This window comes from Asticcacaulis sp. EMRT-3 (genome assembly GCF_030027245.1).
Taxonomy (GTDB): Bacteria; Pseudomonadota; Alphaproteobacteria; order Caulobacterales; family Caulobacteraceae; genus Asticcacaulis.
Genome location: NZ_JASERT010000001.1, coordinates 1,542,501 through 1,568,366, shown reverse-complemented (window position 1 = coordinate 1,568,366; position 25,866 = coordinate 1,542,501). Strand labels below are relative to the sequence as shown.

The following is a 25,866-nucleotide window of genomic DNA, read 5'->3' as shown; positions in this document are numbered from 1 at the left end:
CTGCGCGTTCGCGGGGGAATCAAATTTTGAGCGAAATTCTGATCAACCAGTTTCTGGCCGAGCTTGACCGGGTGAAGAAATTCTCCGGTAGTTTAAGCGAAAGCACGGTGCGCGAAGCGTTCAAGGATTTGCTCAAGGCGTGGTCGCGTCAGAAAAACCTGCATTTTCTCGCCGAACTGGCGGTGGAATCGAACCAGAAGACGCGCGTGATCCCCGACGGCACGATCCTGCATGATCTGCGTGTGCCGCTCGGTTACTGGGAAGCCAAGGACACGGCGGACGATCTGGATGAAGAAATTCGCAAGAAGTTCGCCAAGGGCTACCCGCAGGACAATATCGTTTTTGAAAACTCCCACACGGCGGTGCTGATCCAGAACCGCACCGAGGTGATGCGCGCCGCCATGACCGATGTGGCGGAACTGAACCGGTTGCTGACGCGCTTTTTCGCCTATGAGCGCCCGGAGATCGAGGACTTCCGCAAGGCGGTGCAGCAATTCAAGACCGATCTGCCCATGGTGCTTGAAGCTTTACGCAGCCGCATCGACGCCGCCTATGCCGAAAATGCCGCCTTTCAGGCCGCCGCCGCCGCCTTTCTGGCGCAGGCCAAGCAGACCATCAATCCGTCGGTCAGCGACACCGATGTGCGCGAAATGCTGATCCAGCACATCCTGACCGAGGAAATCTTCTCGCACGTCTTCAAGGACGGCGAATTTCACCGCGAAAACAATATCGCCAAAGCCCTGTACGGGCTGGAGAGCCAGTTCTTCACCGGCGCGGTCAAGCGCGAAACCCTGCACGCCCTGCAACCCTATTATGCGGCCATCAATTCCAATGCAGCGCTGATCTCAAGCCACCACGAGAAGCAGACCTTCCTGAAGGTGATCTACGAAAACTTCTACAAGGTCTATAATCCCAAGGCGGCTGATCGGCTGGGCGTGGTCTATACGCCCAACGAGATCGTGCGCTTCATGATCGAGGGTGCGGACTGGCTGACGCAAAAACACTTCCACCGTTCGCTGATCGACCGCGATGTGCAAATTCTCGATCCGGCCACCGGCACCGGAACCTTTATCTGCGAACTGCTGGAGCATTTTCGCGGCCAGCCCGATAAGCTGGCGCACAAGTACAAGCACGAACTGCACGCCAATGAAGTGGCCATCCTGCCCTATTATGTCGCCAATCTGAATATCGAAGCCACCTATGCGGCGATCTCGGGCCAGTTCGCCGAATATCCCAGCCTGTGCTTTGTCGATACGCTCGATAATGTGGCGGCGCTTGGCATCTATTCCGGCCACCAGCACGATTTGTTCGGCGCCATGTCGGACGAAAACATCGCCCGCGTCAAGCGCCAGAACGAAAAGACGATCAGCGTCATTATTGGCAATCCGCCCTATAATGCCAATCAGCAGAACGAGAACGACAACAACAAGAACCGCGAATACGCCCGCATCGATCAGCGCATCAAGGACACCTATATCAAGGCCTCGACCGCGCAGAAGACCAAGCTGTACGATATGTATGCGCGCTTTTTCCGCTGGGCCTCGGACCGGCTGAACAAGGACGGTGTTCTGGCCTTCATCACCAACCGCTCCTTTATCGACAGCCGCACCTTCGACGGCTTCCGCAAGACGGTGGCCAAGGATTTCGCTGACATTTATGTCGTCGATCTCGGCGGGGATTACAAAGGAAGTGGGATCGCAAGTGGCGGAAACGTATTCGATATTGGTACGGGTGTTGCAATAAGTTTTTTGCTTAAAAAGCAAGTAAATTCCAAGAAAAAGACTGATGCTCAAATATATTACGCATATCCACCCGAAAATTCTTCTAAGGATAACAAGCTGGCTTGGGTAAGTAGTCGAAAAGCGTCTGATGTAAAATGGGAACTTATAGAACCAAGTGAAGATGGATATTGGGTAAATAATCCAGAAAACTCATATGGAAGTGAAATTTCTATTGCTTCTAAAGCCACTAAATCGAACAATTCTAAGTCACAAGATCGGGCTTTGTTTAAGTCATATTCCCTAGGTGTCGTAACGAATAGGGACGAGTGGGTTTATGGATACAGTGAAAAGTCCGTCTCCGATAAGATTAATTACTTAATAAACGTATATGAAAACGAGAGGAAAGATAGTGCGGGAGCAGTTTTCGATAGTGAAATCAAATGGACGCGTTCCGTAAAGAAAAATTTAAATAAAGGCGTTGCATATAAATTAAATGACGGAATAATAAGAGATTGTTTATATAGGCCTTTCGACAGAAGGAAGGTTTACTACAGTGTTAAGCTAAATGAGATGGTATATCTTACACCTAAATATTTCGGAGAGCGTGAGATTAAAAATAATATTGCCATCACGTTTACAGACCCTACTGCGCAAAAACCGTTTATGGTGATGGCGACTGATATTATACCGGATCTACATTTAGTAGGAGCTGCGGCTGGAACAGAAATCCTTCCCCGCTACCGCTACACGACCGAAGGCGAGCGGCTCGACAATATCACCGACTGGGGGCTGAAACAGTTTGAGGCCAACTACGGCAAGGGCGCGGTGACCAAGGACGACATTTTCGCCTATTGCTATGGCGTGCTGCACGATCCGGTCTATCGGGAAAAATATGCGCTTAATCTCAAGCGCGATTTCCCGCGCGTGCCGCTCTATGATGATTTCGGCCAGTGGCGTGACTGGGGCCAGACCTTGCTCGACCTGCATATCGGCTATGAGAGCGCGCCACCTTTTGCCTTTGAGCGCATGGATGTGCCCGATGAAAAGGCGCGAACGGCAGACGTGACGCCGCGCGTCATCCTCAAATCCGACCCGGACAATGGCGTCGTCACGCTCGATTCCGAAACGAAGCTGACCGGCATCCCGCGCGCCGCCTGGGATTACCGCCTCGGCAACCGTTCGGCTATCGACTGGGTGCTGGATCAGCACAAGGAAAAGACGCCGAAAGACGCCACCATCCGCGAGAAATTCAACACCTACCGCTTTGCCGATTACAAGGACAAGGTAATCGACCTTTTGGCCCGCGTCATCACGGTCAGTCTTGAAACCGTGGCCATCACCGAAGCCATGAAGGCGGCGAAGCGATAAGCTTTGCGCCACAAAAAAACTCCGGAAACCTTTCGGCTTCCGGAGTTTTTCGGGCCTCGCCAGACCGGCGCGGCACCTGTGACGATATTATGCGATCACCCCCTCGCTCACTGGAGTACCGCCTGATCGTGTTCCTGTCGCATGATCACCTTGATCCGTTCGATTTCTTCCTTGAGCTTAAGCTTCTTCCGCTTCAGCTCCTTTACGTATAGAGAGTCAACGGAGGGCGAGCGTTCCTCGCGGGCAATGATGGTTTTGAGGGATTGATGACGATGGTCGAGTTCGCGAACTCTCGCTTCGATAGTCATTGGCATTATCCTTCGGTTCTCACTGCCGGACCCTTTGTCCGACCCCATCAGGGAACACCCGCAAGAGGGGAATGTAGAATCACAAACCATTACAACTGATCACGGATTCGAGAGATTTACGGTTGATGGGGCGTTAAACAAAATGAAGCGACAAAATGGACAAATTATCATCTAATCAACGTCTTATTGTCGCCATAAGCGGCGCGTCCGGAGCGGTTTACGGCATCTCGGCCTTGCGGATGCTGAAACGAGCGGGCATTGAGTCGCATCTGGTGATTTCCAAGGCGGCGGCCCTGTCGCTGAGCGCAGAAACCGACCTCAGCCTCAGTGATGTGCAGGGGCTGGCCGATGTGGTCTATAGGCCGGGCGACATCGGCGCGGCGGTGGCTTCGGGTTCTTTCCGCACCCTGGGTATGCTGGTGGCCCCCTGCTCGATCAAGACCTTGAGCGAGATCACCACGGGGGTCACCTCATCGCTGATTTCACGCGCGGCCGATGTGTGCCTCAAAGAACGGCGCAGGCTGGTGCTGATGGTGCGCGAAAGTCCGCTGCACCTCGGCCATTTGCGCAGCATGGCAGCGGTGACCGAGATGGGCGCTATCGTGGCCCCGCCCGTGCCGGCCTTCTATACCCGCCCGCAAAGCCTTGACGAGATGGTGGATCAGAGCGTGGCGCGGGCTTTGGACTTGTTTGACATTGATACGGATATGAAACGCTGGGGCGAGGATGCCCATCTCTGAAAATGGCTCTGAAAATGGCTCTGACGACTTTTGGAAATGGGCGCTGAAGGCCTATGCGGCGGAGGGTGTGGCCGAGGCCTGCCTCGATTTACAGGACGCCCATGATCAGTGCGTGCCGCTGCTGTTATGGGCGGCCTGGGCGGGGCCTGCGGCTGTCGATCGTGCCGGAGCCGCCGCTTTGCTGGCGCGCGACTGGCAGGTGGTGATTCTGCCGCTGCGGGCCGCCCGTCGCCGCCTGAAAACACCCGTAAGCGAGGGCGATTCTGCCGAAAGAGTACCGTTGCGCGCCGTGGTCAAGGCGGCGGAATTGCAGGCCGAACGCGCTTTGATGACGCGGCTGGCGGCGCTGGTCGAAGGTGCCGACACTCAAAAATCAATATTGAATCATGAGCTTATGTCGGCTTTGCGCGCGGTGGCGGGGGGCTGGAGCGAAAGCCTGCCCGAAGCCGGTCTGGCGCGGCTGGCGCAGGCGCTGATGACAGGGGGATTTTCTGGCCAAGCGTGATTTTTTGCGCTATGATGGTGGACGTTCCGCGGCATGATGCCCGCATCTTTGTCCTTTAGCTTCAATCTTTTAGCCGAGAGGGTCGGGCCCGATCATGCACGATGACAGCAATATCCGTAGCTTGCGTGGCAAGGATGGTTTGCATCTGGTCGAAAAGGCCGAAGGCGATATGGAGCGCCGCGTGGCGGGCCGCAGCGAAGGCGATGCCACCCGGCTGGAACTGGTGCCGGACGAGGTGATCAGCCAGCCCGACGACCTCGATCCTTCGGTACGCGAACTGCCGATCAGCGCCGAACTGGTCAAGCTTCGCTCTGAATGGGCCCTGCTGCGTCAGGAGCACAAGGATCTCGATGAGTCGATCAACGCCCTGACCATTGTGCCGCAGCCCGACCAGATCCTCATCGCCCGCCTCAAGCGCAAGAAGCTTTTCCTGCGCGACCAGATCGCCAAGATCGAAGATAAGATACGCCCCGATATTATCGCATAAAGACGGCTTCTAATTTCTAAATCTTGCCCCCCTTCCGTCATCGCCTCCGGCGCTGACACCTTCCCCGTAAACGGGGAAGGAGGATTGCAATTCATTCCTCCTTGCAAAGCCTCTTTTCTATTCTTCCTATCGCAGGCGGTAGAGATTTATTCCGCCGCCAGACCTTCTCTGGCGCGCGCACCGATATAGGTGCCTTTGACGGCCAGTTTGTCATCCAGCCAGACCAGATCGGCGCGTTGACCGGGCACGAGTGACCCGCGCGATGCGCCCAGGCCCAGAAACTGCGCCGGGGCCGAAGCCGCCATCAGGGCCGCATCGGCCACGCTGACGCCGACATGCGTCACCATATTGCGCAGGGCCGTGGCCATATCGAGATCGGAGCCGGCCAGCGTGCCATCGGGGCCAACGCAGACGCCGTTTTCGACGTGGATGTCCTGACCATTGAGCACAAACACCTTATTCGCCGAGCCGACCGTCGGCATGGCGTCGGTGACCAGCATGAAGCGGTCGTGCGGGCGGGTGCGCAGCGCGATGGCCAGCACCGGCCAGTCCACATGGTGACCATCGGCGATCAGGCCGCAAAAGGCCGTCTGGCTTTCCAGCGCCGCTCCCACCACGCCGGGCGCGCGGTGCAGCATGGGCGACATGGCGTTGAACAGGTGGGTGAAGCCGGTGACGCCCGCCGCAAGCGCCGCTTTTGTGATCTCATAGGTGGCATTGGTATGGCCCGCCGCGATGATCACGCCCGCAGCGCGTAAGTCCGCAATGTCCTCCGGCGTGCAGTTTTCCGGCGCTAAGGTCACCAGCGTGCGACCGGCTTTCAGGCTCTTGAGCAGGGCCTTCGATTCGGCGTCGAGCGTGCGGAACATCTCCGGATTATGGATGCCCTTGCGCTGTTTCGAGATGAACGGCCCCTCGATATGGATACCCAGAACGCCGGGAACGCCCGCCGCGATGGCCTGTTCGGCGGCGCGCATGGCGGAATCGATCACGCTCAGTTCGTCGGAAATCAGGGTCGGCAGGAAGCCGGTCGTGCCATAGGCGCGATGGGCGCGGCCGATGGCGGCAATGCCCTCCACCGTGGTTTCGTCATTGAACAAAACCCCGCCGCCGCCATTGACCTGGGTGTCGATGAAGCCCGGCAGCAGCCAGCCGCCTTCGGCATCGATGATCTCGCCGGCGGGCGGGCCGTTGATGGCGGTAATGGTTTCGCCCGCGCAGCTTAAACTTCCCTCGATCACGCCGTCCGGCGTCACGATGCGCGCATGGATGAAGGTAAGGCTTGTCATACGGTTTTCGTGACCTTGTTGAGGTGGGGCGGGCTGTCGGGGTCAAGGCCGCGCGTCAGCGACAGGCTGTTGGCCAGACGGTAGAAGCTCTGGATCAGCAGGATCGGCTCCAGCGCCGGATGGGCGATGAGGGCGGGCAGATGCACGGTGCCAGGGATGGCCCCTTCGGCATTGGCCAGCAGGACATGGGCACCGCGCTCGGCAAATTCGGCGGCCACGTCGCGCACGCCATCGCCCGCCGCATCGGAGGTGGCCAGAGCCAGCACCGGAAAGCCTTCGCCGACAATGGCCATCGGGCCGTGCCTGACCTCGGCGCTTGAGAATGATTCGGCGTGTAGCGCGCAGGTTTCCTTCAGCTTCAGCGCCGCTTCCTGCGCCACGGCATAGCCATAGCCGCGCCCGATCACGAACAGGTTGCGCGCCCCGGAAAGCGCCGGAATGGCCGCCGACCAATCGAGATCAAACGCCTGTTTCAGCTTGTCAGGCAGGCCGTAAAGCGCCTCCGTCAGGGCTTCGTCACCGGCCCAGGCGGCGGCGATGGCGGCCAGGCCCGCCAGTGAGGCGATATAGGATTTGGTGGCGGCCACCGATTTTTCCGCACCGGCCTTCAGCGGCAGCAGCGTATCGGCCAGAGCGGCGAGCGGGCTTTTCTCATCATTGACCAGCGCCACCACATAGGCCCCGGCCTTGCGGTGGGCTTCGACGGTCGCCAGCAGGTCGGGTGAGCGGCCCGACTGCGAAATGGCGATGCACAGGGTATCGCCTTTGGCCACCGGCGCGGCATAGATGGACGAGATCGACATGGCGGCGGTTGAGGTCGGCACGCCGGTCAGGGTTTCGATCAGGTACTTGCCATAGGTAGCGGCGTGGTCGGATGAGCCGCGCGCCACGGTGGTGACCGATGCGGGCGGACTGGCCTTTAAGTGCATGGCCAGTCTGGCCAGGGCATCGCGGTTGTGGGTGAGGAAACGCTCGACCGCAGCGCCGCCTTCGGAGGCCTCTGAAAACATCAGGGTCTGGTCAGGCCGGGCGGGAGCGAGGATCGGGGAGGGCATTACTATTCCTTAAAAAACAAGCGATTTAGCTGATGTCGTTTAGTTCGGCGACCACATCATAGGCGTCGCCGCGATACCAGGACTGGGTGAATTCGGCGGCGCGGCCATCGGCCAGAAACCCACGGCGTTCGATGAACAGGCCCGGATCGCCGGGCTTGACGCCCAGCCGTTCGGCCTGTTCGGCATTGAAGGCGACGGCGCGCAGGCGTTGCAGGGCGCGCACCGGGCGATGGCCGGTCTTTTCCAGCGCGTCGTACAGAGAATTGACGACCAGATCGAGCGCGGGCAGGCAATAGCCGGGAATGGTCGAATATTCGAGCGCCATCGTCTGGCCATCGGCATAGCGGATGCGCTGGAAACGATAGACGAGCGCACCGGGCGACAGGCCGAGCGACAGCGATTCTTCGGGCGTCACCGCGCCGGGCGTTTTCGATACCCATTCCGAATGGGGTTTGCGCCCGCGTGACAGCATGTCCTCGGAAAAGGACGACAGTTTCGAGAAGCTTTTTTCAACGCGCGACGCAACGAAGGTGCCGGCACCCCGCCTTCGCGTCAGCAGGCCCTCACTGACCAGTCCGTCAATCGCCTTGCGCACGGTGATGCGCGACACGTCGAAATCGTCAGCCAGATCGCGTTCGGGCGGAATGGCATCGTCCTGACGCAGATGGTGGCTGTTGATAGCGTCGCGCAGCACGCGCTGAAGCTGGAGATAGAGCGGGGCAGGGTCGTCCTTGGCAAGGCGGCCCACCGTATCGGCAAACGAGACGGGCGCGGTCAGGACATCGGTATCGGGCGGGCTCATGCAGCCTCCTCATTCCAAAGGTTCATCCGGTCGCGCAAGGCGCGCACACGGACGGGATCGGTGTCACGCTGGCCGGGCGTGACATAGCCGAGCTGTGTGGCGCGATCCTCGCGCGTGGGCAGGGCTGCACCGCACGAGGCATGGAGCGCGGTGACGCCGGTGGCCAGCAGGGCATCGGCATTGTCGGCGCTGACGCCGCCGCCCGCCAGGATTTCGATACGGCCCCCGGCGCGCTGCACCAGCTTTTTCAGCATATGCGTGCCTTCGACAGCCGGGCCTGCCCCGCCAGAGGTCAGGATGGTGCTGAAACCCAGCCGGATAACGGTTTCCAGCGCCGCCAGCGGATCGGGCGTCAGGTCGAAGCTGCGGTGCAGCGCCACCTCCAGCATCAGGCTGCGGGCATGGACGGACAGTTCGCCGAGTACGGCCTCATCGAGCGCACCGGATACCAGATTGGCCCCGAACACCACGCCCGCCAGTCGGCAATGGGCGGCGGCGGAAACGTCATCCAGCATCAGGCGCAGTTCATCATTATGATAGGTGAAGTCGCCGCCGCGCGGACGGATCATGGCGCGGATGGGCAGGTCAGCCGCAGCGGCCAGCTTCATCAAGCCGTAAGACGGTGTCAGCCCGCCTTCGCTCAAGGCCGCGCACAGTTCGATGCGGTCGGCCCCGTTCTGGCAGGCGGCGTGAAGGCCCGCCACGCTATCGACGCAGATTTCGAGAAGCGCCGTCATGTGCCTGTCCTTTTCGGGCCGGACTGATGCGGCACATCATCCTCAAGGCCGTTGGAAGCCCCCCTGGCCAGCAGGATAGCGCCATCGAGCGCATCATGTTCGGGCTCGGCCAGAGCGCTGCGCGCCGCCGGTGACAGCCAGGGCGTAAACACCGGGGCCATGCCGCCGACGAGGCACACCTTCGCCGCACCCAGTTCGACGAGCCGGGCAATATAGCGGCCAATATGCTGTGCCTGTTTTTCGACCAGCGCCACGGCCACGCTGTCATTCTGGTTGGCGTGGCTCATGATCATCGGGGCCAGAGCGCCGTAATCGCGTGGACTGGCCGTGGTCACCCAATGGACGATGCCCGCCGGGTGGCCGCCAAAATGGCTGAGAAGGGCGGTGGTGAAGACGCTGGAAGGCGCCAGTCCGTCATAGGCCTGCAAGGTCATGCGGATGGCTTCGCGGCCCAGATCGGCGGCGGAGCCATAGTCGCAGACCTCAAAACCCCAGCCGCCGACCGGATGCGCCTGACCGCTTACCCAGCCATAGCCCGCGCTGCCCGTGCCGGAGATCAGGATCGCGCCGTCGCGCCCCGAAAACGCACCGAGGCAGGCCGTGTGAGCGTCAGACGCCGCCTGGCAGCGGGCAAAGCGCGGCCCTGATGTGAGCGTGCGCGCCACATCGGCGGCGTCGGCAATCCCGGCCAGTCCGAGGCCGATAGCCACATCCTCCCAGCGCGGCGCAGGCTCGCCTGCCTGATGCAGGGCCTTTTCCAGCGCGGTCAGAATATTGGCCCACACCATATTGAGGCCAAGGCGGATATTGGCAGGGCCGCCTTCGGCTTCGCCAAGAAGCTGACCGGCGGCGTCGCGCACCCGCACCCGGCATTTGGTGCCGCCGCCATCGACTCCGGCAAAAAAGCGCGGGTGGGTTTCAGAAGTGTTCATGGAGATGATCATAACAGAAGGTTGTTTTTAACGCTTTCAAGCCTGTGTGTTGGAGGATCAGAGGTCGGCGGCAGCGCGGTCGGCGACGATCTGTTTGCCGCGCCTGCCTGCGAAAACGCTGAAGAACAAAACATAGGCGTAACAGAGGATGAGCAGGACGGCATAGACGAGCTGGAAACCGTAGGCGTCCTTCAGGTGGGCGAAGGCCTGCGGAATGACCGAGCCACCGGCAATGCCCATGACCAGCAGGGCCGAGCCGAACTCGGTCAGCTTGCCCAGGCCCCGGATGCCGAGCGGGAAGATGGCGGGCCACATCATGGCATTGGCCAGACCCAGAGCCGCCACGAAGCCGACGCTGACATAGCCCTTGGTGAAAAAGGCGCAGGCCGCCAGCACGATGCCGAGCACCGCCGACCAGGTCAGGTATTTTTCCTGGCTGATGAAGCGCGGAATGGCGATCAGGCCGATAATATAGCCGACGATCATGCCGACCAGCGGGCCGGAGGTGAAGAACTTGGTCTGGTCGAGCGGCAGGTTGAAGCCATTGGCATAGGTGGTGATGCCGTCGCCCACCAGCACCTCGGCCCCGACATAGAAGAAGATGGCGAGAAAGCCGAACAGCATCTGGATATAGGCAAAGCGTGAGCCCTTGCCCGAATCGGGATTGGCGCTGTCGCCCAGTTCAGGCAGGGGCGAAAACCAGGTGAAGACTGCCAGACAGGCCAGAAAACCTGCCATAATCAGATAGGGGATATGGATGCGGGCGGCGAAGGCGTTCAGCAAAACCTCCCTGGCGGCAGCGGTGGGGGCAGCGGCCACCTGATCGGCGAAATCCTTCATGCCGTACAGAATCAGCGTGCCGACCAGAATCGGGGCGATGAAGCCCGCACCCTTATTGAACAGGCCCATAATGGCGATGCGCTGCGCCCCCGATTCGATAGGCCCCAGCACGGAAATATAAGGGTTAGAGGCGGTTTGCAGCAGCGACACCCCCATGCCGATGCCGAACAGCGATACCAGCGCGCCGGGGAAGATGCGCATGGTGGCGAACTGGCCAAAACCCGCAGCCCCGATGGCCATGATCAGCAGGCCCAGCGCCATGCCGTGCTTCATGCCGGTTTTGCGCAGGATAAAGGCCGAGGGCAGGGCCAGGAAGAAATAGGACAGATAGAAGACCGAAGGCACCAGAAACGCCTCAACATCGGTCAGGTTGAAGGCCAGCTTGACGAAGCTGATCAACGGGCCGTTCAGCCAGGTCACGAAGCCGAACACAAAGAACAACATGCAGAACAAAAGCACCGATCCCCACGGGGTTTTTGCGGGTGCGGTGGCAGCGGGCTGGCTGGGCATTTTTCAGGTTCCCCTCTTTTATAGTACCAATTTATGTAAGTGGTATGGCCTAGTTCCCGACAAATTGCAATCGCCTGAGCAAAATTTCTACGTGCAGGGTGCCGACCTTATAAAAACAAGGAATTATATAGATATTATACGATAATGGCAGAGATATTTATGTCACAATTGCGGCTCGATTACGTACCAATCCCATATGTTGCAGTTTTATGTTGACAGTTTGACATATCCAAAGCTAGCACTTGTGGCGTAGCAGGTACTAGGTTGGTATTCACTGGTACTATACCGGTTTATCGGTCAGCCTGCCCACAATTTAATATGCGGCAATTCGCTAAAGGTTTTGGGGCTCGCCTTTGTCGCAGGCGGCACGAATAGGGAAAGACTACAGATGAAGTTCAAACGCCATATTCTCATGACAAGCGCTGCGGCCAGCCTGGCCCTGAGCCTGTCGATGGGTCTGGCCGCCACGGCGGCGCAGGCTCAGGACGCTGCCGCTAAACCAGCGTCCAGCACGGAGGATTCGACCACGATCATCGTGACCGGCATCCGCAAATCGCTTCAGACATCGCTTCGGCAAAAGCGCAATTCCGACCGCGTTGAAGAAGTGATCACCGCCGAGGACATCGGCAAGTTCCCCGACAAGAACGTGGCCGACTCTTTGTCGCGCGCTACGGGCGTCAATGTCGTCACCGGTACAGCGGCGGGCGGTGGCTTCGGTGAAAACGAGCATATTTCGATCCGCGGCACCGATCCCAACCTCAACCTGACCCTGCTCGACGGTCACAATATGGCGACCGGCGACTGGTTTGTTCTCGATCAGCAAGGCGGCGGGCGCGCCTTCAACTACACCATGCTGCCCTCCGAAGTGGTCGGCACGATTCAGGTGATCAAGTCGTCCTCGGCTGACCTGCCCGAAGGCGGCATGGGCGGCACGGTCGATGTGCATGTGCGCCAGCCGCTCGACCTGCCTGCCAATACGGCGGCCTTCTCGGTCGAGGCCCTTTATGCGACGCGCCCTGACAAGACCACGCCCCAGGTTTCGGGCATGTATTCGTGGAAGAATAACAGCCACACCTTCGGCATTCTGGTCGGCGCCTATTATGAGCAGCGTGATTTCCGCCGCGATGGCCAGGAAATCCTCGGTTACGGCGCCCAGACGAATTTTGCCGGTTCGGGCCAGACCGTGCAGGTGCCGTCTTTGATCGGTTCGGCCTATTTCACCCAGCAGCGCACCCGCGAAGGCGTGAACTTCGCCTCGCAATGGAAGCCTTCCGATACGTTCGAGCTGGATTTTTCCGGCCTCTATACGCACCTGAAAGCGGATAACGAAAACCACAATTTCATGATGTGGGGATCGAAGCTGCAAACAGTGACGCCCAGCAGCTATACGACCGCCACGAACCCGGCGGACGGCCTGACCTATCTGACCTCAGCCGACCGACCGCACCTCGGCGGCCTATCTCAACAACCAGTATAGCTGGTCGTGGGGCGGCAAGGTCAAGTCGCCGGATCGTGAAGCCTATGGCAAGCTCGATTTCGACTATGCCACCGATATGGGCGTGCTGAAGGATATTCTGTTTGGCGCGCGTTACACCGACCACACCCGCCGTCTTGACGACATCGCCTATAGCTGGGCGGGCAATTCCGCTGGCGGCGTCAATCTGGCCACGGTGTTTGACGGTGGCGTCACGCCTGACAATTACGGCTCCGATCTCGGCGATATTCCCGGCTATTCCTATGCCAGCGGGGCGGCTGTCTATAATTACGAAGACACCCACAATGGCGGGCGCGTGTTCGGCTTCTATGCTCCGGCCTCCTTCGCCGTGCATGAAAAGACCGACGCCTATTATCTGATGGCCAAGCTCGGCAATGATCGCTGGAGCGGCAATGTTGGTGTTCGCGCCGTCCACACCAACGAAACCTCGATCCAGTACACGACCAATGTTACGCCAGACACGCCGACCACGCCGTCGGTCTTCGGCGCCTATGCACAGGTCGATACCAAGCACGACTACTGGGATATTCTGCCCAGCGCCACGCTGAACTACAAGGCGACCGACAGCGTTGTGATCCGCGCCGCCGCTTCGGAAGTCATGACCCGTCCGGGCTTTGCCCAACTGGCTGGCGCCTATTATCTCGACGACGCCAACTATACGGGCACGGCGGGCGGCAACCCCGACCTCGACCCCTATAAGGCGGCGCAGTATAATCTGGGTGTCGAATGGTACTTCGCACCGGAATCGCTGTTCTCGGTGACCCTGTTCGATATTGATTTCTCGAACTATATCACCACCAACACCTTTACCGGCTTCTATACGGACGTGCTGAACCCGGCGGGCCACGACTTTACCCTGACGGGCCCGGCCAATGGCGGCAAGGCCACCGACACCGGTTATGAAGTGTCGCTGCAACAGCCTCTGGCGGACGGTTTTGGCTATATCCTGAACTTCACCAATTCCAACGGCAAGGCCAAGGGCGGCGGTGCAATCGATGGCAATTCGAAGTACACCTACAATGCGACTGTGTACTACGAAAACTCGAAGCTGTCGGCGCGTCTGGCCTACAATTTCCGTTCCAAGTTCCAGTCGGGTATCGACCGCGCCACGCCCATGTGGCAGGACGATTACGGCAGCCTGGATGCTTCGGTCAGCTACAATATTACCGATCACATCGCCTTCTCGCTTGAGGCGCAAAACCTGGGTGACAGCAAGCTCTACTACTTCGTCGGCGATCCCAGCATCCCGCGCGCCTATTATGATTACGGCCAGACCTTCTATGCGGGCTTCCGTTTCAAATACTAGGTCATGATGATATTTGTTTGCATCGCTTGGAGCGTTTCCCCAAAAAGTGGATCCACTTTTTGGATAAGGAAGAGCGATAAAACAAAAACTTAGAGCGCCGATCTGATTATATCAGATCGAAAAGCGCTCTAACTCCCTTCTCCCCTTAAAAAAGGGGAGAAGGTGGCCTGAACGGAGTGAAGGCCGGATGAGGGGCTTGGTGGCTACATCAAGATTGGCCCCTCACCCGGTCGCCATCGCTTTGCTCAGGCTCCCGTCCTCTCCCCTTATTAAGGGGAGAGGGGAAGACAGCGATTCAAACCCAAGTCATCTAAGACATACCTTGCCCAAGGCAGCGATAGTTATCAGCAGGCCCCGTCCGCAGACGGGGCCTGCTTTTTTATGCACGATAGCCCAACTCTTCGATCAGCGGCGCCAGCCTGTCGATCAGCGGTTCGAGGTGGCGGCGATAGGGTTTCCAGCGCCCGATGGAGCGGTTATTGAGCGGTCTTGTCACCTGCGCGTAAGACGGTGTGGGGGCGTGGCGGCGGTTCTCATGGAAGCGCAAACAGGCCTCATGGAAGCCGAGATCGAGCTGGCCTAATATGCGTAAGGTATGGCCGCGCTGGTCGGCGACGAAATCCTCATAACGCACGGTGATGACCGGCGTTTCCAGCGCCTCGTCATAGTGGCGGTTGAGGGCGTGCATGGCCAGCATGTGGTCGGCGATGGTATCGGGGCTGTAGGCCGCCTCATAGCCGTGGGTCAGGTTGTGCGACAGCATCGACAACAGCACATCGAGCGGATGGCGCACCATGCGCAGCACGGCGGCCTGAGGAAAGGCGATGCGGATCAGCGGCAGATAGACGTCATTGAGCGGCATCTTGTCGGTAAAAAAGCGCACGCCCGTGCTGAGGCCGCTGATGCTGGCGCGGTTGAGATAGTCGTCGCGCATCAGGCCGGGGAAATGACGCAGATCGGCAGCCAGGGTTTGGGTGATCTTGTCGGGAAATGGCTGATCACCGGGCAGGTTGGCGCGGATCATCTCCTGCCAGGCATGGGCAAAGCGCAGTTCGCCACCCGCCGCCACATCGGGATGAGCGCTCAGCATCTGCTCGATCAGGGTGGTGCCCGAACGCGGGAACCCGAGGATGAAGACGGGCTGGGCCACATCCTTGCGTTGGGTGGCTTTCGGCAGGCGCATCAGGGTGTCGTGTGTGAAGACCCGCTTCAGCCCGTCAAATTCCGCCTGCACCGCCGCCGCGTCATAACCAAGCCGCATCTCAGAGGCCAGCTTCGTCTTGGCGCTGACAAAAGCCTGCCAGGCTTCATCGTGGCGGCCCAGCTTGTCGAGCAGGCGGGCGCGGTCGAGCTGGGCCGGGCCCGCCAGCGGCGTTTTGGCGGCATCGATCAGGTCGAGCGCCGCCTGCGGCTGATCGCCATTGGCCAGATAGAGGGCGCGCAAAAGCGTGAAATCCTCGCCGGTGGTGCGGGCGATGGCCTCGGCGCGTTCGAGCCACTGATAGGCGTCGGCCATGTCGCGGCACGCCTCGAAACAGCGCGAGACATGCGCCATAATGATGGCTGATTTCGGCTCCAGCGCATGGGCGCGCAGCAGGGCATCGAGCGCTTCATCGACCTTGCCCTGATGATAGAGGTTGAGACCAAGATGGATCAGGATCTGCGCGTGCGGCCCGGCCAGTTCGAGGGCGCGGCGGTTATGCCATTCGGCGGCGGCCAGATCGTCGCGCTCGCCAAAGAGGACGCCGAGCTGCATATGGGCCTGCGGGTCGTCCGGACAGGCGATGACCGCCGCCCGCGCCGCCTGCTCCGCCGCCGCCGTCTGGCCGGTTGCGTGCAAAAGGCGGGTCAGGTCATTATGCGCCCAGTCGCAGGCCGGATCGCAGGCGATGGCCTGACGCATGACGGCTTCAGCCCCCTTCAGGTCGCCGCGTGCTTGCAGGATCACCGCCTTCAGTTCGAGGGCCAGCAGGTCTTCGGGGGCCTCATTGAGGCGCATACTGCACAGGCTTAAGGCGCCGGCGTGGTCACCGGCCTGAAACGCCTGCCGTCCTTTCAGGACGAGGGGGTGGAGAGACTGAGGCAAGGCCAGACCCCGGATACGCACGGACAAGGGTTCCGCGATTCGAAAGACTAACCGAGATTTCCGGAAAAATCCAACTGTGGTTGAGGGGGGTTCTGAACGTCTTGAACATGGGGTTCGGTAAACTTCCCTTTTCCCTGCGAGGCGAAGACGACCGGTGAGGGGCCTATGTTTGGTGGAATGCCCCTCACCCGGTTCGCAAGCGAACCACCCTCTCCCCACATGTGGGGAGAGGGGACGTAAGGTGTCTCGTTGCACAGTAAAACTTTACAGCGGCTGAAACGAAGGCGGCCGGTCGGCGGGGGCCTGGCCGAAGGCGGTGTTTGGCGTGTCGCCCATATTGAAATGCAGGGCACCACCCGCCATGATCTCGTCATGGCTGATCCACGACCGGCTGTGCGGGCGTCCATTCAGTGTGACGCTGCGGATATAGAGCTGGCGGTCGCTGGTATTTGAGGTGATGCGAAAGCTCTTGCCACCGGGCAGGGCGATGCTGGCCGAGGGGAACAGCGGCGCGCCCAACACATAGACGCCGCTGACCGGATCGACCGGATAGAAGCCGAGCGACGACAATATATACCAGGCCGACATCTGGCCGCAGTCCTCATTGCCCGCCATGCCATCGGGCGCGGCGCGATACTGGCTTTTCAGAATCTGGCGGATGCGCATTTGCGTCTTCCACGGCGCACCGGCATAGGCATAGAGATAGGCGATATGGTGGCTCGGTTCATTGCCATGCACATACTGGCCGATCATGCCGTCCATATCGGGCGGGGCGTCGGCGGGCAGGCTGGAATCGGCCTCGAACAGGGCGTCGAGCTTGGCGATAAAGGCCGCGTCGCCGCCGAACAGGCCGATATAGCTGTAAAGATCATGCTGATTGAGAAAGGTGGCCTGCCAGGCATTGCTTTCAGTATAGTCCCACCAGCGTTTCGGATCATGGCCCATGCTGCGCGGATCAAACGGCATGGCCCAGCTTCCGTCGCGCAGGCGCGGTCGCACGAACTGGAGCGTCGGGTCGAAGACATTGCGGTAATTGCCGCTGCGGGCGCGTAAGGCACGGGCATCTTCATCGGCTCCGGCCGCATGGGCAATATGGGCCATCGCCCAGTCGTCATAGGCGTATTCCAGCGTCTTGGACACCGACTGGCTTTCCTGATCGGCGGGAATATAGCCCAGATCACGATAGGTTTGCAGGCCGGGATAGGGGCGGGTGAAGGCCAGTGGGCGGTATTGCGCCCAGGCCGCCTGGGCATTGACGCCGGGCAGGCGTTTCTGGATCGCTTCGGCGATCACCACCGCCGAATGCCAGCCGATCATGCACGATGTCTCTATGCCCTGCAAAGGCCAGACGCACGGGCCGGACGGGCTTTGCGACGCCATGACGATCAGGTTTTCGGCATAACCGGCGGCGCGATCGGGCGCGATGATGGTCATCAGCGGGTGCCAGGCGCGATAGGTGTCCCACAGGGAATAGGTTGAAAAATTGGCCGCCACATTTCCCGTCAGCGGGTCGTTGACAGTATGGACCGCGCTGTCCATGCCGCGATAACGGCCATCCTGATCATAGAAGAGGGTGGGGGCGAGATGGGCGTGATACATGGCGGCATAAAAGATGCGCCGGGCGTCGCGGTCGGGTGTGTCGATGCGGATGGTTGACAGCATCGGCTCCCAGGCGGCGCGCGCCTTGGCGCGATAGCCGTCAAAGTCGAAATCGGGCATGTCGGCTTGCAGGTTTTGCAGCGCGCCGTCTATATCGACCGCCGAAATCCCCACCTTGACGATCAGCGGCTGGCTTAGAGCGTGTTCCGGTCTGATTGGATCAGATCGGCGCTCTAAGCTTTTGTTTTTACGCGCATCTGGATCCGAAACGTGCGTCACACTTTTCGGGATGCGCTCTAAGCTCTGACCGAAATTCAGCACCACCTTCAGGTGTCGGCCGGTGAGCGTGGTGACCGCCACGGCGGGGGTGTCGTCGCTGAAAAAAGCCACGGAGGTGACCGGCTGCGACAGTTTGAGCGCGAAATAGATCCAGCGGCCATAGGCCCATTGCTGCACCTGCCGCGCGCCGACAAGCGTGGTGGCGTCGCGCAGTTCCAGACTGGCCGTGGCGATGCGCGTCGGCGTTTCGGGGGCATCGCGGAAACCATGCGCCCAGTCGATCAGCAAACTGGCGTCCTTGCCGGTGGGGAAGCTGTAACGGTGCATACCGGCGCGCGCACTGGCCGTCAGTTCGGCCAGTATGCCTTCATCCGGCAGGAGAAGACTGTAATAGCCGGGTTCGGCGACTTCGTGCGTGTGGTCGAGGCGCGTGCGGTAACTGCCTGCGGGTTTGGCCAGCGTGCCGGGATCGAGCTTCACCGCGCCCACCTGCGGCACCACCAGCAGGTCGAGCATGTCGGAGGCCCCCGTGCCCGACAGATGGGTGTGCGAAAAGCCCAGCAGGGTGGCGTCGTCGTGATAATAGCCCGAACAGGCGTCCCAGCGGGCATTATCGGTGTCGGGCGAGAGCTGCACCATGCCAAACGGCACGGTCGCGCCCGGATAGACATGGCCGTGACCACCGGTGCCGATCATCGGATCGACGAGGGCCGACCAAGGCGGGCTTTGCGCCGCTCCCGCGCGCGGCAGAGCGGCGGCCAGACCCGCAGCGGCAATGCTGGCGAGCAGGGCGCGGCGGTCGAGCATGGCGTCCCCCTTGCTGGAAATGTCACACCTGCCTTGTGATCAGACTATGCACATATTTGAGCTTGGCCTGAATGGCTGGCGTCAGGATGAACGGATAAAGGTCGCGTTCGCCCATCGAATGGTGGATCGAATTGAGCGCCAGGCTGAGCGGGATCCACACCTCGGCGATGCGGTCGAAATCGAGCACCGTATAGGGATCGAAGCCGGCCTGCGCCGCCAGTTCGGTATGGGCCATCGGGGCCAGGGCGATGCCGTAAATATGGGCGGTTTCGAGCGAATCGACGATGTGCAGCACATGGGCGAAGCATTCGGCGAAATCCTCCCAAGGATGGGTGGTGGCGTAGAAGCTGATATAATGATCGCCCCAGCCCGGCGGCGGGCCTTCGTGATAATGGCGCTCCAGTGCCTCGGCATAGTCGTCGCGTTCGTCACCGAAGATGGCGCGGAAACTGTCGAGCTTGTTCTGATCGCGCACCAGCTTATTCCAGATGAAATGGCCCGTTTCGTGACGGAAATGGCCAAGCAGGGTGCGGTAGGGCTCGTTCATCAGCTCGCGCTGCTGTTCGCGCGTCAGGTCATCGGCCTCGGCGTTGCGGATGACGATATGGCCTTCGTCATGACCGATCACAGCGGGCTTGCAGGCACCATCGGGCGTAATCTCGTCGTTTTTGAGATCGAACAAAAGCCCGCCTTGCGGGTCTTCGCGGCGCGTCGGATGGGGCAGGTTCCAGCGCAGGAAGGAATAGAAGAGATGACGCTGGGCCTCGGCGATGCGCCGCCAGCGCTTCAGGCCCAGCTCGGTATTGGGGTCGGGCACCAGACCATTGTGGCGGCAGGCCTGACAGAAATTCTCAGGCTCGTCTTCGGGCACCAGCCAGTTGCAGATGTCCCAGGCGGCATTGGCGCAAAAGCGATAGACGAATTGCGGTTCATCGACGCGCCGCCAGCGCTCGGCCACGCGCGGATCGGCGGTGACAGCGTAAAGCCCCAGCGCTTCGGGCACAAAGCCGAGGCGGAACCCGCAGTTCAGGCAGACCCGATTATCGAAATGGATCGGATTGCCGCAATGATCACAGCGAAAGAGACGCATGAAGCCCTTTATTTTCCCTGCCAGATCTCCGGGTGAGCATCGATATAGGCCATCAGTTCGTCGGACAGGGTTTTATCATCGTGGATGGTGGGGTGGGAGTCGCAGCCGCCGAACGATAGGTTATTCATCGGCAGGAAGGCGATGCGGCGCATCCCCTTGCTTTGTAAGGTGGCCATAACCTTTTTGGCTTCCGACTGGATTTCTCCGTCCACCTGATCGGTGGCCATCAGGATAAAGCTGGCCTGCGGGTTCCGGGCGCGCAAATCCTGCACGAACTTGACATAGGTGGCTTCATAATCGGCGTGCAGCGCATCGCGCGTCGGCCATTTTTCACCCGGATGCAGCGGCGTGGTGAAGTCATTGGTGCCAAGTCCGATCACGATGAGCTGCGGCTTCCAGTCGGGATCGTTATACTTTGTTTGCTTGTCGAACAGGACATAGGGCCAGGCCACCGGCACCGGATCGCCCGCCGAGCCATTATAGTTGCGCACAATGCCGCGCCCGGAGATAGCGTTGATCTGGTAGTCGGCATGGTAATGTTGGGCGGTCAACGGCCCGAAAGCCTGCGAGGTGTCGGTGCTGGCCCAGACCTCTTCGCGTGTACAGCCCGTCTTAGGCGACGAATTGCCATAGCCGACCGTGTAGGAATCGCCGATGAACTCCATCTGGCGGGTGTGTGGTGCGGGCGCGGGCAGGGCATCGGCGGCTTCGGGTACGGTCACGCCGTCAAAGTGCGCGGGCGTCGTCTGGTCTTCGGTGGCGCGCTCAATGCGTAAAAGGTGGTCGCCATCTGGCGCGCTCAGCTCGACGATGGGCGTGGCCGAGGCCAGCACGGTCTGGGTCTTCAGACCGTCGAGATAGACGTTGAAAATATCATGGCTGGGCGCGAAGTGGATCGTGGCGGCGGTGCCCTTGAAGCGGCCCTCGAAATAGACGCCGGGCCACTGAAAGACGTAACCATTGTCAGTGTGGACAACGCGCCCGCCGGTCGTCAGGGATAAGGGCGCTTCTGCCTGCGCCGCACCGGCCAGCATGAGTGCCGCAATGGCTAGCGAAGCCGTCCATGTCCGTTTGTGTCCCATGACCTGCATCGTTTCAACTCCGTGTGTTTGGCCGGACTATTTCAGCGCAGCGGCGCAGCGTCAAGGCGTGAAGACTTAAACCAGCAAGACACCCCACCACCACGAGCCATTCTTGATGTGGCCTCTAATGACCGCCTCTTATACCTCCCCATCTGTGATGGGGAGGGGGACCGCAAGCGTAAGCGCAGCGGTGGTGGGGGTTCTTGCTTGCTATTCTGACGTATAAAAAAACCGCCCCATTAGGAGCGGCTTTCTTATCTTTAAAAGGGGCAAATGGGGGAAAGATCGTCCCCCCCCTATGACGAATTATGACGAATTACGCCATCGCCTGAGTCAGGTTTTCGCTGATCTTGTCGAGGAAGCCCTCAGTGGTCAGCCAGCCCTGCTTGTCGCCGACCAGCAGCGCCAGATCCTTGGTCATGTAGCCGCTTTCGACCGTGTCGATACACACTTTTTCGAGCGTGGCGGCGAACTTGGCCAGTTCGGCATTGTCGTCCAGCTTGGCGCGGTGCGCCAGACCTTGCGTCCAGGCGAAGATCGAGGCCATCGAATTGGTCGAGGTGGCTTCGCCCTTCTGGTGCTGGCGGTAATGGCGCGTCACCGTGCCGTGGGCGGCTTCGGCTTCCATGATCTTGCCATCGGGGGTGACGAGGGCCGAGGTCATCAGGCCAAGCGAGCCATAGCCCTGCGCCACCGTGTCGGACTGCACATCGCCGTCATAATTCTTACAGGCCCAGACGAAACCGCCCGACCATTTCAGCGCCGAGGCGACCATGTCGTCGATCAGGCGGTGCTCATAGGTCAGGCCGGCGGCCTTGAACTGATCGGCATATTCGGCGGCGAAGACTTCGGCGAACAGATCCTTGAAGCGGCCGTCATAGGCTTTCAGGATGGTGTTCTTGGTGGACAGATAGACCGGATAATTGCGCGCCAGACCATAGCCGAACGAGGCGCGGGCGAAATCGCGGATCGAATCGTCGAGATTATACATGCCCATCGCCACGCCAGCGCCGGGGAATTTGAACACTTCATATTCCTTGACCGTGCCGTCATCGCCTTCGAACTTCATCGTCAGCTTGCCAGCGCCGGGCACCAGAAAATCGGTGGCCTTGTACTGGTCGCCGAAAGCATGGCGGCCAATGATGATCGGCTGGGTCCAGCCCGGCACGAGGCGCGGCACGTTCTTGCAGATGATCGGCTCGCGGAAGACAACGCCGCCCAGGATGTTGCGGATCGTGCCGTTCGGGCTCTTCCACATCTTCTTAAGGCCGAATTCTTCCACGCGGGCTTCATCGGGGGTGATGGTGGCGCATTTGACGCCGACGCCATAGTGCTTGATCGCCTCGGCGGCGTCGATCGTCACCTGATCGTCGGTTAAGTCGCGGTTTTCCATGCCGAGATCGAAATATTTCAGATCGATGTCGAGATAGGGGTGGATCAGCTTGTCCTTGATAAGCTGCCAGATAATGCGGGTCATTTCGTCGCCGTCGAGATCGACGACCGGATTCGCAACCTTGATTTTCGCCATAGAGGGAATGTCCTTTTGCAGGGGCCAGAGCCTGCCCGCAAGACACACAGGGTCAGAGCGGGCGGCTAACGCAAGCCCTATAAACGAAAAGGCGGTGCGCGCAAATAGCTCAATTGCGGCAAACTGGCCCGTGAGGCGGGGGGCATTGAAATCGAAACGCTTCCCTCTCCCCTCATGAGGGGAGAGGACGGGAGTTAAGCAAAGCGAAAACGACCGGGTGAGGGGCGTAAACTCTGTGAATTAAGCCCCTCATCCGGCCTTCGTTACACTCAGGCCACCTTCTCCCCTCATGAGGGGAGAAGGGAAAGGTACGCAAACGGCATTCTGCTTCTAGGCTGTTTTTAGGCGTCACCGTCCAGCAGATCGCCCAGCCGGTCAAGCTTCTGCTCCAGCGGCGAGCGGCGGTTGCTGATCCACAGTTTGAGCGCCTCCAGACCGGGCTGATCAAGCTGGCAGGTGCGGGTGCGCCCGATCTTCTCGGTTTTGACGAGGCCCGCCTCTTCCAGCACCTGCACATGCTGGCCGACGGCGGTGAGGGTGACGCCTAAGTGCTCGGCCAGTCTGGAGACAGACAGGGGCGCATCGGTCACGGCCTCGACCAGCGCGCGCCTTGTGGGATCGCCGAGAGCATAAAAGACGCGCGCCACATCCGGTATCAAAGAGCGTCTCCCAGCTTATCCAGCAAGGCGCGCCAGCCATGTTCGCGCATGTCTGATCCATCGGCGTGTTCGAAAAAAGCGCCCTGATGGGTGACGGTCAGGCGCGTGCCGTCGCCTTCGGCGGCAAATTCAAACGTCAGCAGCGATGAAGAAAAGACACGGCCATTCATCGCCATGTTCGAGCCGGTAACGATGCGGGCATCGGGCACAATATCGAGCCACAGGCCTTCGGTGGTGAGGATCGCACCCGGAAACGGCGTGTCATCGCCCATCACCGTTTTTGACCGTTCATGGCCGCCGACGCGGAAATCCATGTCGAGGCCATTACGGGCATACCAGCGGGCCTTCAGCGCCGGATCGGCAAAGGCGGCGAACACATGAGCGGGCGGCTTGGGATAGGTTTTTTCGATAACGAAGGTGGCGTGGACGGCGGCTTCGGTCATGATGGTGTCTCCATTATGAAGTGATGACTTCAGTATGGGGTTTGCAAGATAATAGTCAAGCCAAAACTTCAGTATTTGACCTGAACGCCGCAGCCGCTATAAGCCGCCCCTATGAAAGACTCCCGCCCCGCCCCGCCGCTTGATCCGGCCTTAACCCTGCCGTGCGTCATCCTTGATCGCCCGCAAATGGCCGAAAACATCGGCGCTGTGGCGCGCGTCATGGCCAATTTCGGTCTGCGCGAACTGCGTCTGGTGGCGCCGCGTGACGGCTGGCCGCAGGAACGCGCCTGGGCCATGTCGTCGGGGGCCGCATGGCCGCTCGATGAGGCGAAGGTGTTCGCCACCGTGGCCGAAGCGACCGCCGATCTGAAATATGTTTATGCCACCACGGCGCGCCCGCGCGAAACCCTTCTGCCGGTGATCACTCCGCGTCAGGCGGCTGCGCAAAGCTGGGGGCAGGCGCATCAGCATATGGCCACCGGGCTTCTGTTCGGGGCCGAGCGGGCAGGGCTGGAAACCGCCGATATTGCGCTCTGCCACGCCATTGTCACCATTCCGGTCGATCCGGCCTTTCAGAGCCTCAACCTGGCCCAGGCCGTCAATATCGTGCTCTACGAATGGCGCTTGCAGGTGACCGATGCGCCCAAGCCCGCCTTCACGCAGAATTTCGACGAACCCGCCGATATGAAGCACATGCACGGGCTTTATGGCCATCTCGAAGACGAGCTGGAGGCGTCGGGCTTTTTCTTTCCGCCGGAAAAGAAGGAGTCGATGGTGCGCAACCTGCGTGTGGTGCTCAACCGGGCGCAGATGACCGAGCAGGAGATCCGCACCTGGCGCGGTGTGGTGACGGCCCTGACCAAGGGGCGCGGTCGGGTGCTGGCGAAACTGGCTGAACGAAAGAAAGAGACGGAATAGGTTGGCCATCACCCTCTATATCGACGCCGACGCCTGCCCGGTGAAGGACGAAACCTATAGGGTGGCGGCGCGCTATGGGCTCGTCACCTTCGTCGTGTCCAACAGCTTCATCCAGATACCGAAATCGGACGCCATCCGGCGCATGATCGTCGAGGCCGGGCCCGATATTGCCGATGACTGGATCGCCGATCAGGTGGCAGCGGGCGATGTGGTGATCACCAATGATATTCCGCTGGCCGGGCGGGTGCTGGAAAAAGGCGCCCACGCCATCGCCGCCAATGGCCGCGCCTTTACGCCCGACAGTATCGGTGCGGCTCTGGCCCAGCGTGCCCTGATGGAGCATATCCGCTCGACCGGCGAAATCACCGGCGGGCCGCCGCCCTTTTCCGCCGCCAGCCGCTCGCAGTTTTTGCAAACCCTCGATCAGGTGATCACGCGCGAGATGCGGCTTAAGCGCTGATAAGTCTTTATTTTGTCACTCTTCCTTTATCCAGAAAAATGGGGCTTATCCAAAAAGTGGAACCACTTTTTGGGGAAACGCTCTATTGCGCCGGGAACTCAAGCTGGCTGACATCATAACCGAGGCTCTGCGCCTTCTGCACCATCACGGCGCGCTCGGCATCCGAAGGCACGTTGCGGCTGTAGATCCACAGATTGTGCATTTTCGGATCGGCACTGATGAACCAGCTATGATCGGGCGCTTCGTACAGCGTCCAGTAGTTGAAGGTGATGAAGAAGGGGTAGTGTACGCTTAATTGTGCATTGCCCGCGCCTGCATCCCGCAAGACGCCGCGGCCATGTATGACCTTCAGCTTGCCATCGGGCGTGTGGTCGTGGCAACCATCCTCAACGGCGACCTCGCCGGGTTTGGTGCCGGGTGTATAGGTGGTGTAACCAGCCACACAGTTATTGGTGATCCACATCGGATGACGGGCGATTTCCAGCCAGGTGCCGCTATAATGAGCCATGTCGATGGTGGGCGTCTGGGCGGCGGGGCCGACGGCCAACGGCACGCTGGCGCAGCCACTCAACAGGACGGCACTGATCAGAAACGGAAAAGCTTTGCGCATATCGGCCTCATAAGGATGTGCCCGGAACAGGCTGTATGATATGTACGCTTCACCATCCGTAACGGATGTGTTTGCCGTCACGGCGCAATATTAAAGAGGCCCCATGTTGTATCTGATTATCAAGGCTTTGGTGTCGGGCGCGATCATCGCGGCGGTGTCGGAAATCGCCAAGCGCCTGCCGGCTTTCGGCGCGCTGGTCGCCTCGCTGCC

23 protein-coding genes and 1 pseudogene (1 of these 24 cut by a window edge) are annotated in these 25,866 nt (G+C 60.1%); 9 read left to right on the top strand and 15 right to left on the bottom strand.

The features are described from left to right. The first annotated feature begins 26 nt into the window (after nucleotides 1-26). Nucleotides 27-3,089 (top strand): type ISP restriction/modification enzyme, encoded by a 3,063-nt coding sequence (locus tag QB905_RS07570; RefSeq protein WP_282974085.1) that lies wholly within the window; start codon nucleotides 27-29, stop codon nucleotides 3,087-3,089. A 107-nt stretch (nucleotides 3,090-3,196) separates the two neighbouring features. On the opposite strand, the gene QB905_RS07565 is transcribed toward QB905_RS07570, so the two are convergent. Further along, nucleotides 3,197-3,397, bottom strand: coding sequence for a DUF465 domain-containing protein (locus tag QB905_RS07565; RefSeq protein ID WP_282974084.1), 201 nt, complete (start codon nucleotides 3,395-3,397; stop codon nucleotides 3,197-3,199). 155 nt (nucleotides 3,398-3,552) lie between these two features. Here QB905_RS07565 and QB905_RS07560 point away from each other — a divergent pair, with 155 nt between their 5' ends. The 3 genes from QB905_RS07560 (at nucleotide 3,553) to QB905_RS07550 (ending at nucleotide 5,129) form a co-directional block, all read left to right on the top strand. Further along, a complete protein-coding gene (locus tag QB905_RS07560) occupies nucleotides 3,553-4,137 on the top strand; it encodes a UbiX family flavin prenyltransferase (RefSeq protein WP_282974083.1) in 585 nt (194 codons plus the stop codon). Then, entirely contained in the window at nucleotides 4,124-4,642 is a 519-nt protein-coding gene (locus QB905_RS07555; RefSeq protein ID WP_282974082.1) for a TIGR02444 family protein, read from the top strand. Before QB905_RS07560 ends, QB905_RS07555 begins: the two co-directional genes overlap by 14 nt. Before the next feature lie 94 nt (nucleotides 4,643-4,736). Beyond that, nucleotides 4,737-5,129, top strand: a complete 393-nt coding sequence (locus QB905_RS07550) for a YdcH family protein (RefSeq protein ID WP_282974081.1) — start codon at nucleotides 4,737-4,739, stop codon at nucleotides 5,127-5,129. 146 nt (nucleotides 5,130-5,275) lie between these two features. Here the strand turns inward: QB905_RS07550 and nagA are convergent, their stop codons facing one another. The 6 genes from nagA to QB905_RS07520 are packed head-to-tail and all read right to left on the bottom strand — an operon-like array spanning nucleotide 5,276 to nucleotide 11,294. Then, nucleotides 5,276-6,418 carry an N-acetylglucosamine-6-phosphate deacetylase gene (nagA, locus tag QB905_RS07545; protein ID WP_282974080.1) on the bottom strand — a complete coding sequence of 381 codons (1,143 nt, stop codon included), beginning with the start codon at nucleotides 6,416-6,418 and terminating at the stop codon, nucleotides 5,276-5,278. Further along, nucleotides 6,415-7,473: an SIS domain-containing protein gene (locus QB905_RS07540; protein ID WP_282974079.1), complete on the bottom strand. Its 1,059-nt coding sequence runs from the start codon at nucleotides 7,471-7,473 to the stop codon at nucleotides 6,415-6,417. The genes nagA and QB905_RS07540 overlap by 4 nt, the downstream gene beginning before the upstream one ends. 25 nt (nucleotides 7,474-7,498) lie before the next feature. After that, on the bottom strand, nucleotides 7,499-8,275 hold the full coding sequence (locus QB905_RS07535) for a GntR family transcriptional regulator (RefSeq protein ID WP_282974078.1): 777 nt from the start codon (nucleotides 8,273-8,275) through the stop codon (nucleotides 7,499-7,501). Beyond that, a complete protein-coding gene (locus QB905_RS07530) occupies nucleotides 8,272-9,012 on the bottom strand; it encodes a copper homeostasis protein CutC (RefSeq protein ID WP_282974077.1) in 741 nt (246 codons plus the stop codon). Before QB905_RS07530 ends, QB905_RS07535 begins: the two co-directional genes overlap by 4 nt. After that, nucleotides 9,009-9,944: a glucosamine kinase nucleotide-binding domain-containing protein gene (locus tag QB905_RS07525; protein WP_282974076.1), complete on the bottom strand. Its 936-nt coding sequence runs from the start codon at nucleotides 9,942-9,944 to the stop codon at nucleotides 9,009-9,011. The genes QB905_RS07530 and QB905_RS07525 overlap by 4 nt, the downstream gene beginning before the upstream one ends. Before the next feature lie 57 nt (nucleotides 9,945-10,001). After that, nucleotides 10,002-11,294 carry a sugar MFS transporter gene (locus tag QB905_RS07520; protein WP_282974075.1) on the bottom strand — a complete coding sequence of 431 codons (1,293 nt, stop codon included), beginning with the start codon at nucleotides 11,292-11,294 and terminating at the stop codon, nucleotides 10,002-10,004. A gap of 388 nt (nucleotides 11,295-11,682) precedes the next feature. On the opposite strand from QB905_RS07520, the gene QB905_RS07515 reads away from it, so the two are divergent. Together QB905_RS07515 and QB905_RS07510 are read left to right on the top strand one after the other, a co-directional pair. Continuing rightward, the gene (locus QB905_RS07515) at nucleotides 11,683-12,771 is read left to right on the top strand and encodes a TonB-dependent receptor plug domain-containing protein (RefSeq protein ID WP_282974074.1); all 1,089 of its coding nucleotides are present in this window, start codon (nucleotides 11,683-11,685) and stop codon (nucleotides 12,769-12,771) included. Nucleotides 12,772-12,808: 37 nt separating this feature from the next. Then, nucleotides 12,809-14,095, top strand: a pseudogene (locus QB905_RS07510) (TonB-dependent receptor domain-containing protein); the annotation flags it as partial. A gap of 379 nt (nucleotides 14,096-14,474) precedes the next feature. Here the strand turns inward: QB905_RS07510 and QB905_RS07505 are convergent. From QB905_RS07505 to QB905_RS07475, 7 genes are all read right to left on the bottom strand, one after another. Then, the gene (locus QB905_RS07505) at nucleotides 14,475-16,181 is read right to left on the bottom strand and encodes a tetratricopeptide repeat-containing sulfotransferase family protein (protein WP_282974073.1); all 1,707 of its coding nucleotides are present in this window, start codon (nucleotides 16,179-16,181) and stop codon (nucleotides 14,475-14,477) included. 264 nt (nucleotides 16,182-16,445) lie between these two features. Next, nucleotides 16,446-18,866: a GH92 family glycosyl hydrolase gene (locus QB905_RS07500; RefSeq protein WP_282974071.1), complete on the bottom strand. Its 2,421-nt coding sequence runs from the start codon at nucleotides 18,864-18,866 to the stop codon at nucleotides 16,446-16,448. Between the two features lie 22 nt (nucleotides 18,867-18,888). Further along, nucleotides 18,889-19,956 carry a zinc-binding metallopeptidase family protein gene (locus tag QB905_RS07495; protein WP_282974069.1) on the bottom strand — a complete coding sequence of 356 codons (1,068 nt, stop codon included), beginning with the start codon at nucleotides 19,954-19,956 and terminating at the stop codon, nucleotides 18,889-18,891. Nucleotides 19,957-19,964: 8 nt separating this feature from the next. Next, entirely contained in the window at nucleotides 19,965-21,038 is a 1,074-nt protein-coding gene (locus QB905_RS07490) for an SGNH/GDSL hydrolase family protein (protein ID WP_282974067.1), read from the bottom strand. 316 nt (nucleotides 21,039-21,354) lie between these two features. Then, a complete protein-coding gene (locus QB905_RS07485) occupies nucleotides 21,355-22,566 on the bottom strand; it encodes an NADP-dependent isocitrate dehydrogenase (protein ID WP_282974065.1) in 1,212 nt (403 codons plus the stop codon). Between the two features lie 341 nt (nucleotides 22,567-22,907). Beyond that, entirely contained in the window at nucleotides 22,908-23,225 is a 318-nt protein-coding gene (locus tag QB905_RS07480) for an ArsR/SmtB family transcription factor (RefSeq protein ID WP_282974063.1), read from the bottom strand. Continuing rightward, nucleotides 23,222-23,668: an SRPBCC domain-containing protein gene (locus QB905_RS07475; RefSeq protein ID WP_282974061.1), complete on the bottom strand. Its 447-nt coding sequence runs from the start codon at nucleotides 23,666-23,668 to the stop codon at nucleotides 23,222-23,224. The genes QB905_RS07480 and QB905_RS07475 overlap by 4 nt, the downstream gene beginning before the upstream one ends. A 111-nt stretch (nucleotides 23,669-23,779) precedes the next feature. On the opposite strand from QB905_RS07475, the gene QB905_RS07470 reads away from it, so the two are divergent. Both QB905_RS07470 and QB905_RS07465 read left to right on the top strand, forming a co-directional pair. Next, the gene (locus QB905_RS07470) at nucleotides 23,780-24,586 is read left to right on the top strand and encodes an RNA methyltransferase (protein ID WP_282974059.1); all 807 of its coding nucleotides are present in this window, start codon (nucleotides 23,780-23,782) and stop codon (nucleotides 24,584-24,586) included. A gap of 1 nt (nucleotide 24,587) precedes the next feature. Beyond that, on the top strand, nucleotides 24,588-25,046 hold the full coding sequence (locus QB905_RS07465; RefSeq protein ID WP_282974057.1) for a YaiI/YqxD family protein: 459 nt from the start codon (nucleotides 24,588-24,590) through the stop codon (nucleotides 25,044-25,046). 82 nt (nucleotides 25,047-25,128) lie between these two features. Here the strand turns inward: QB905_RS07465 and QB905_RS07460 are convergent, their stop codons facing one another. After that, nucleotides 25,129-25,656, bottom strand: a complete 528-nt coding sequence (locus QB905_RS07460; RefSeq protein ID WP_282974055.1) for a lipocalin family protein — start codon at nucleotides 25,654-25,656, stop codon at nucleotides 25,129-25,131. Between the two features lie 103 nt (nucleotides 25,657-25,759). Between QB905_RS07460 and QB905_RS07455 the strand changes: the two genes are divergently transcribed. Next, nucleotides 25,760-25,866, top strand: partial view of a DUF3147 family protein gene (locus tag QB905_RS07455; RefSeq protein WP_282974054.1) — the 5' portion only. It continues 244 nt past the right edge of the window; the window shows 107 of its 351 coding nt (coding positions 1-107); it begins with the start codon at nucleotides 25,760-25,762; its stop codon lies off the right edge, out of view.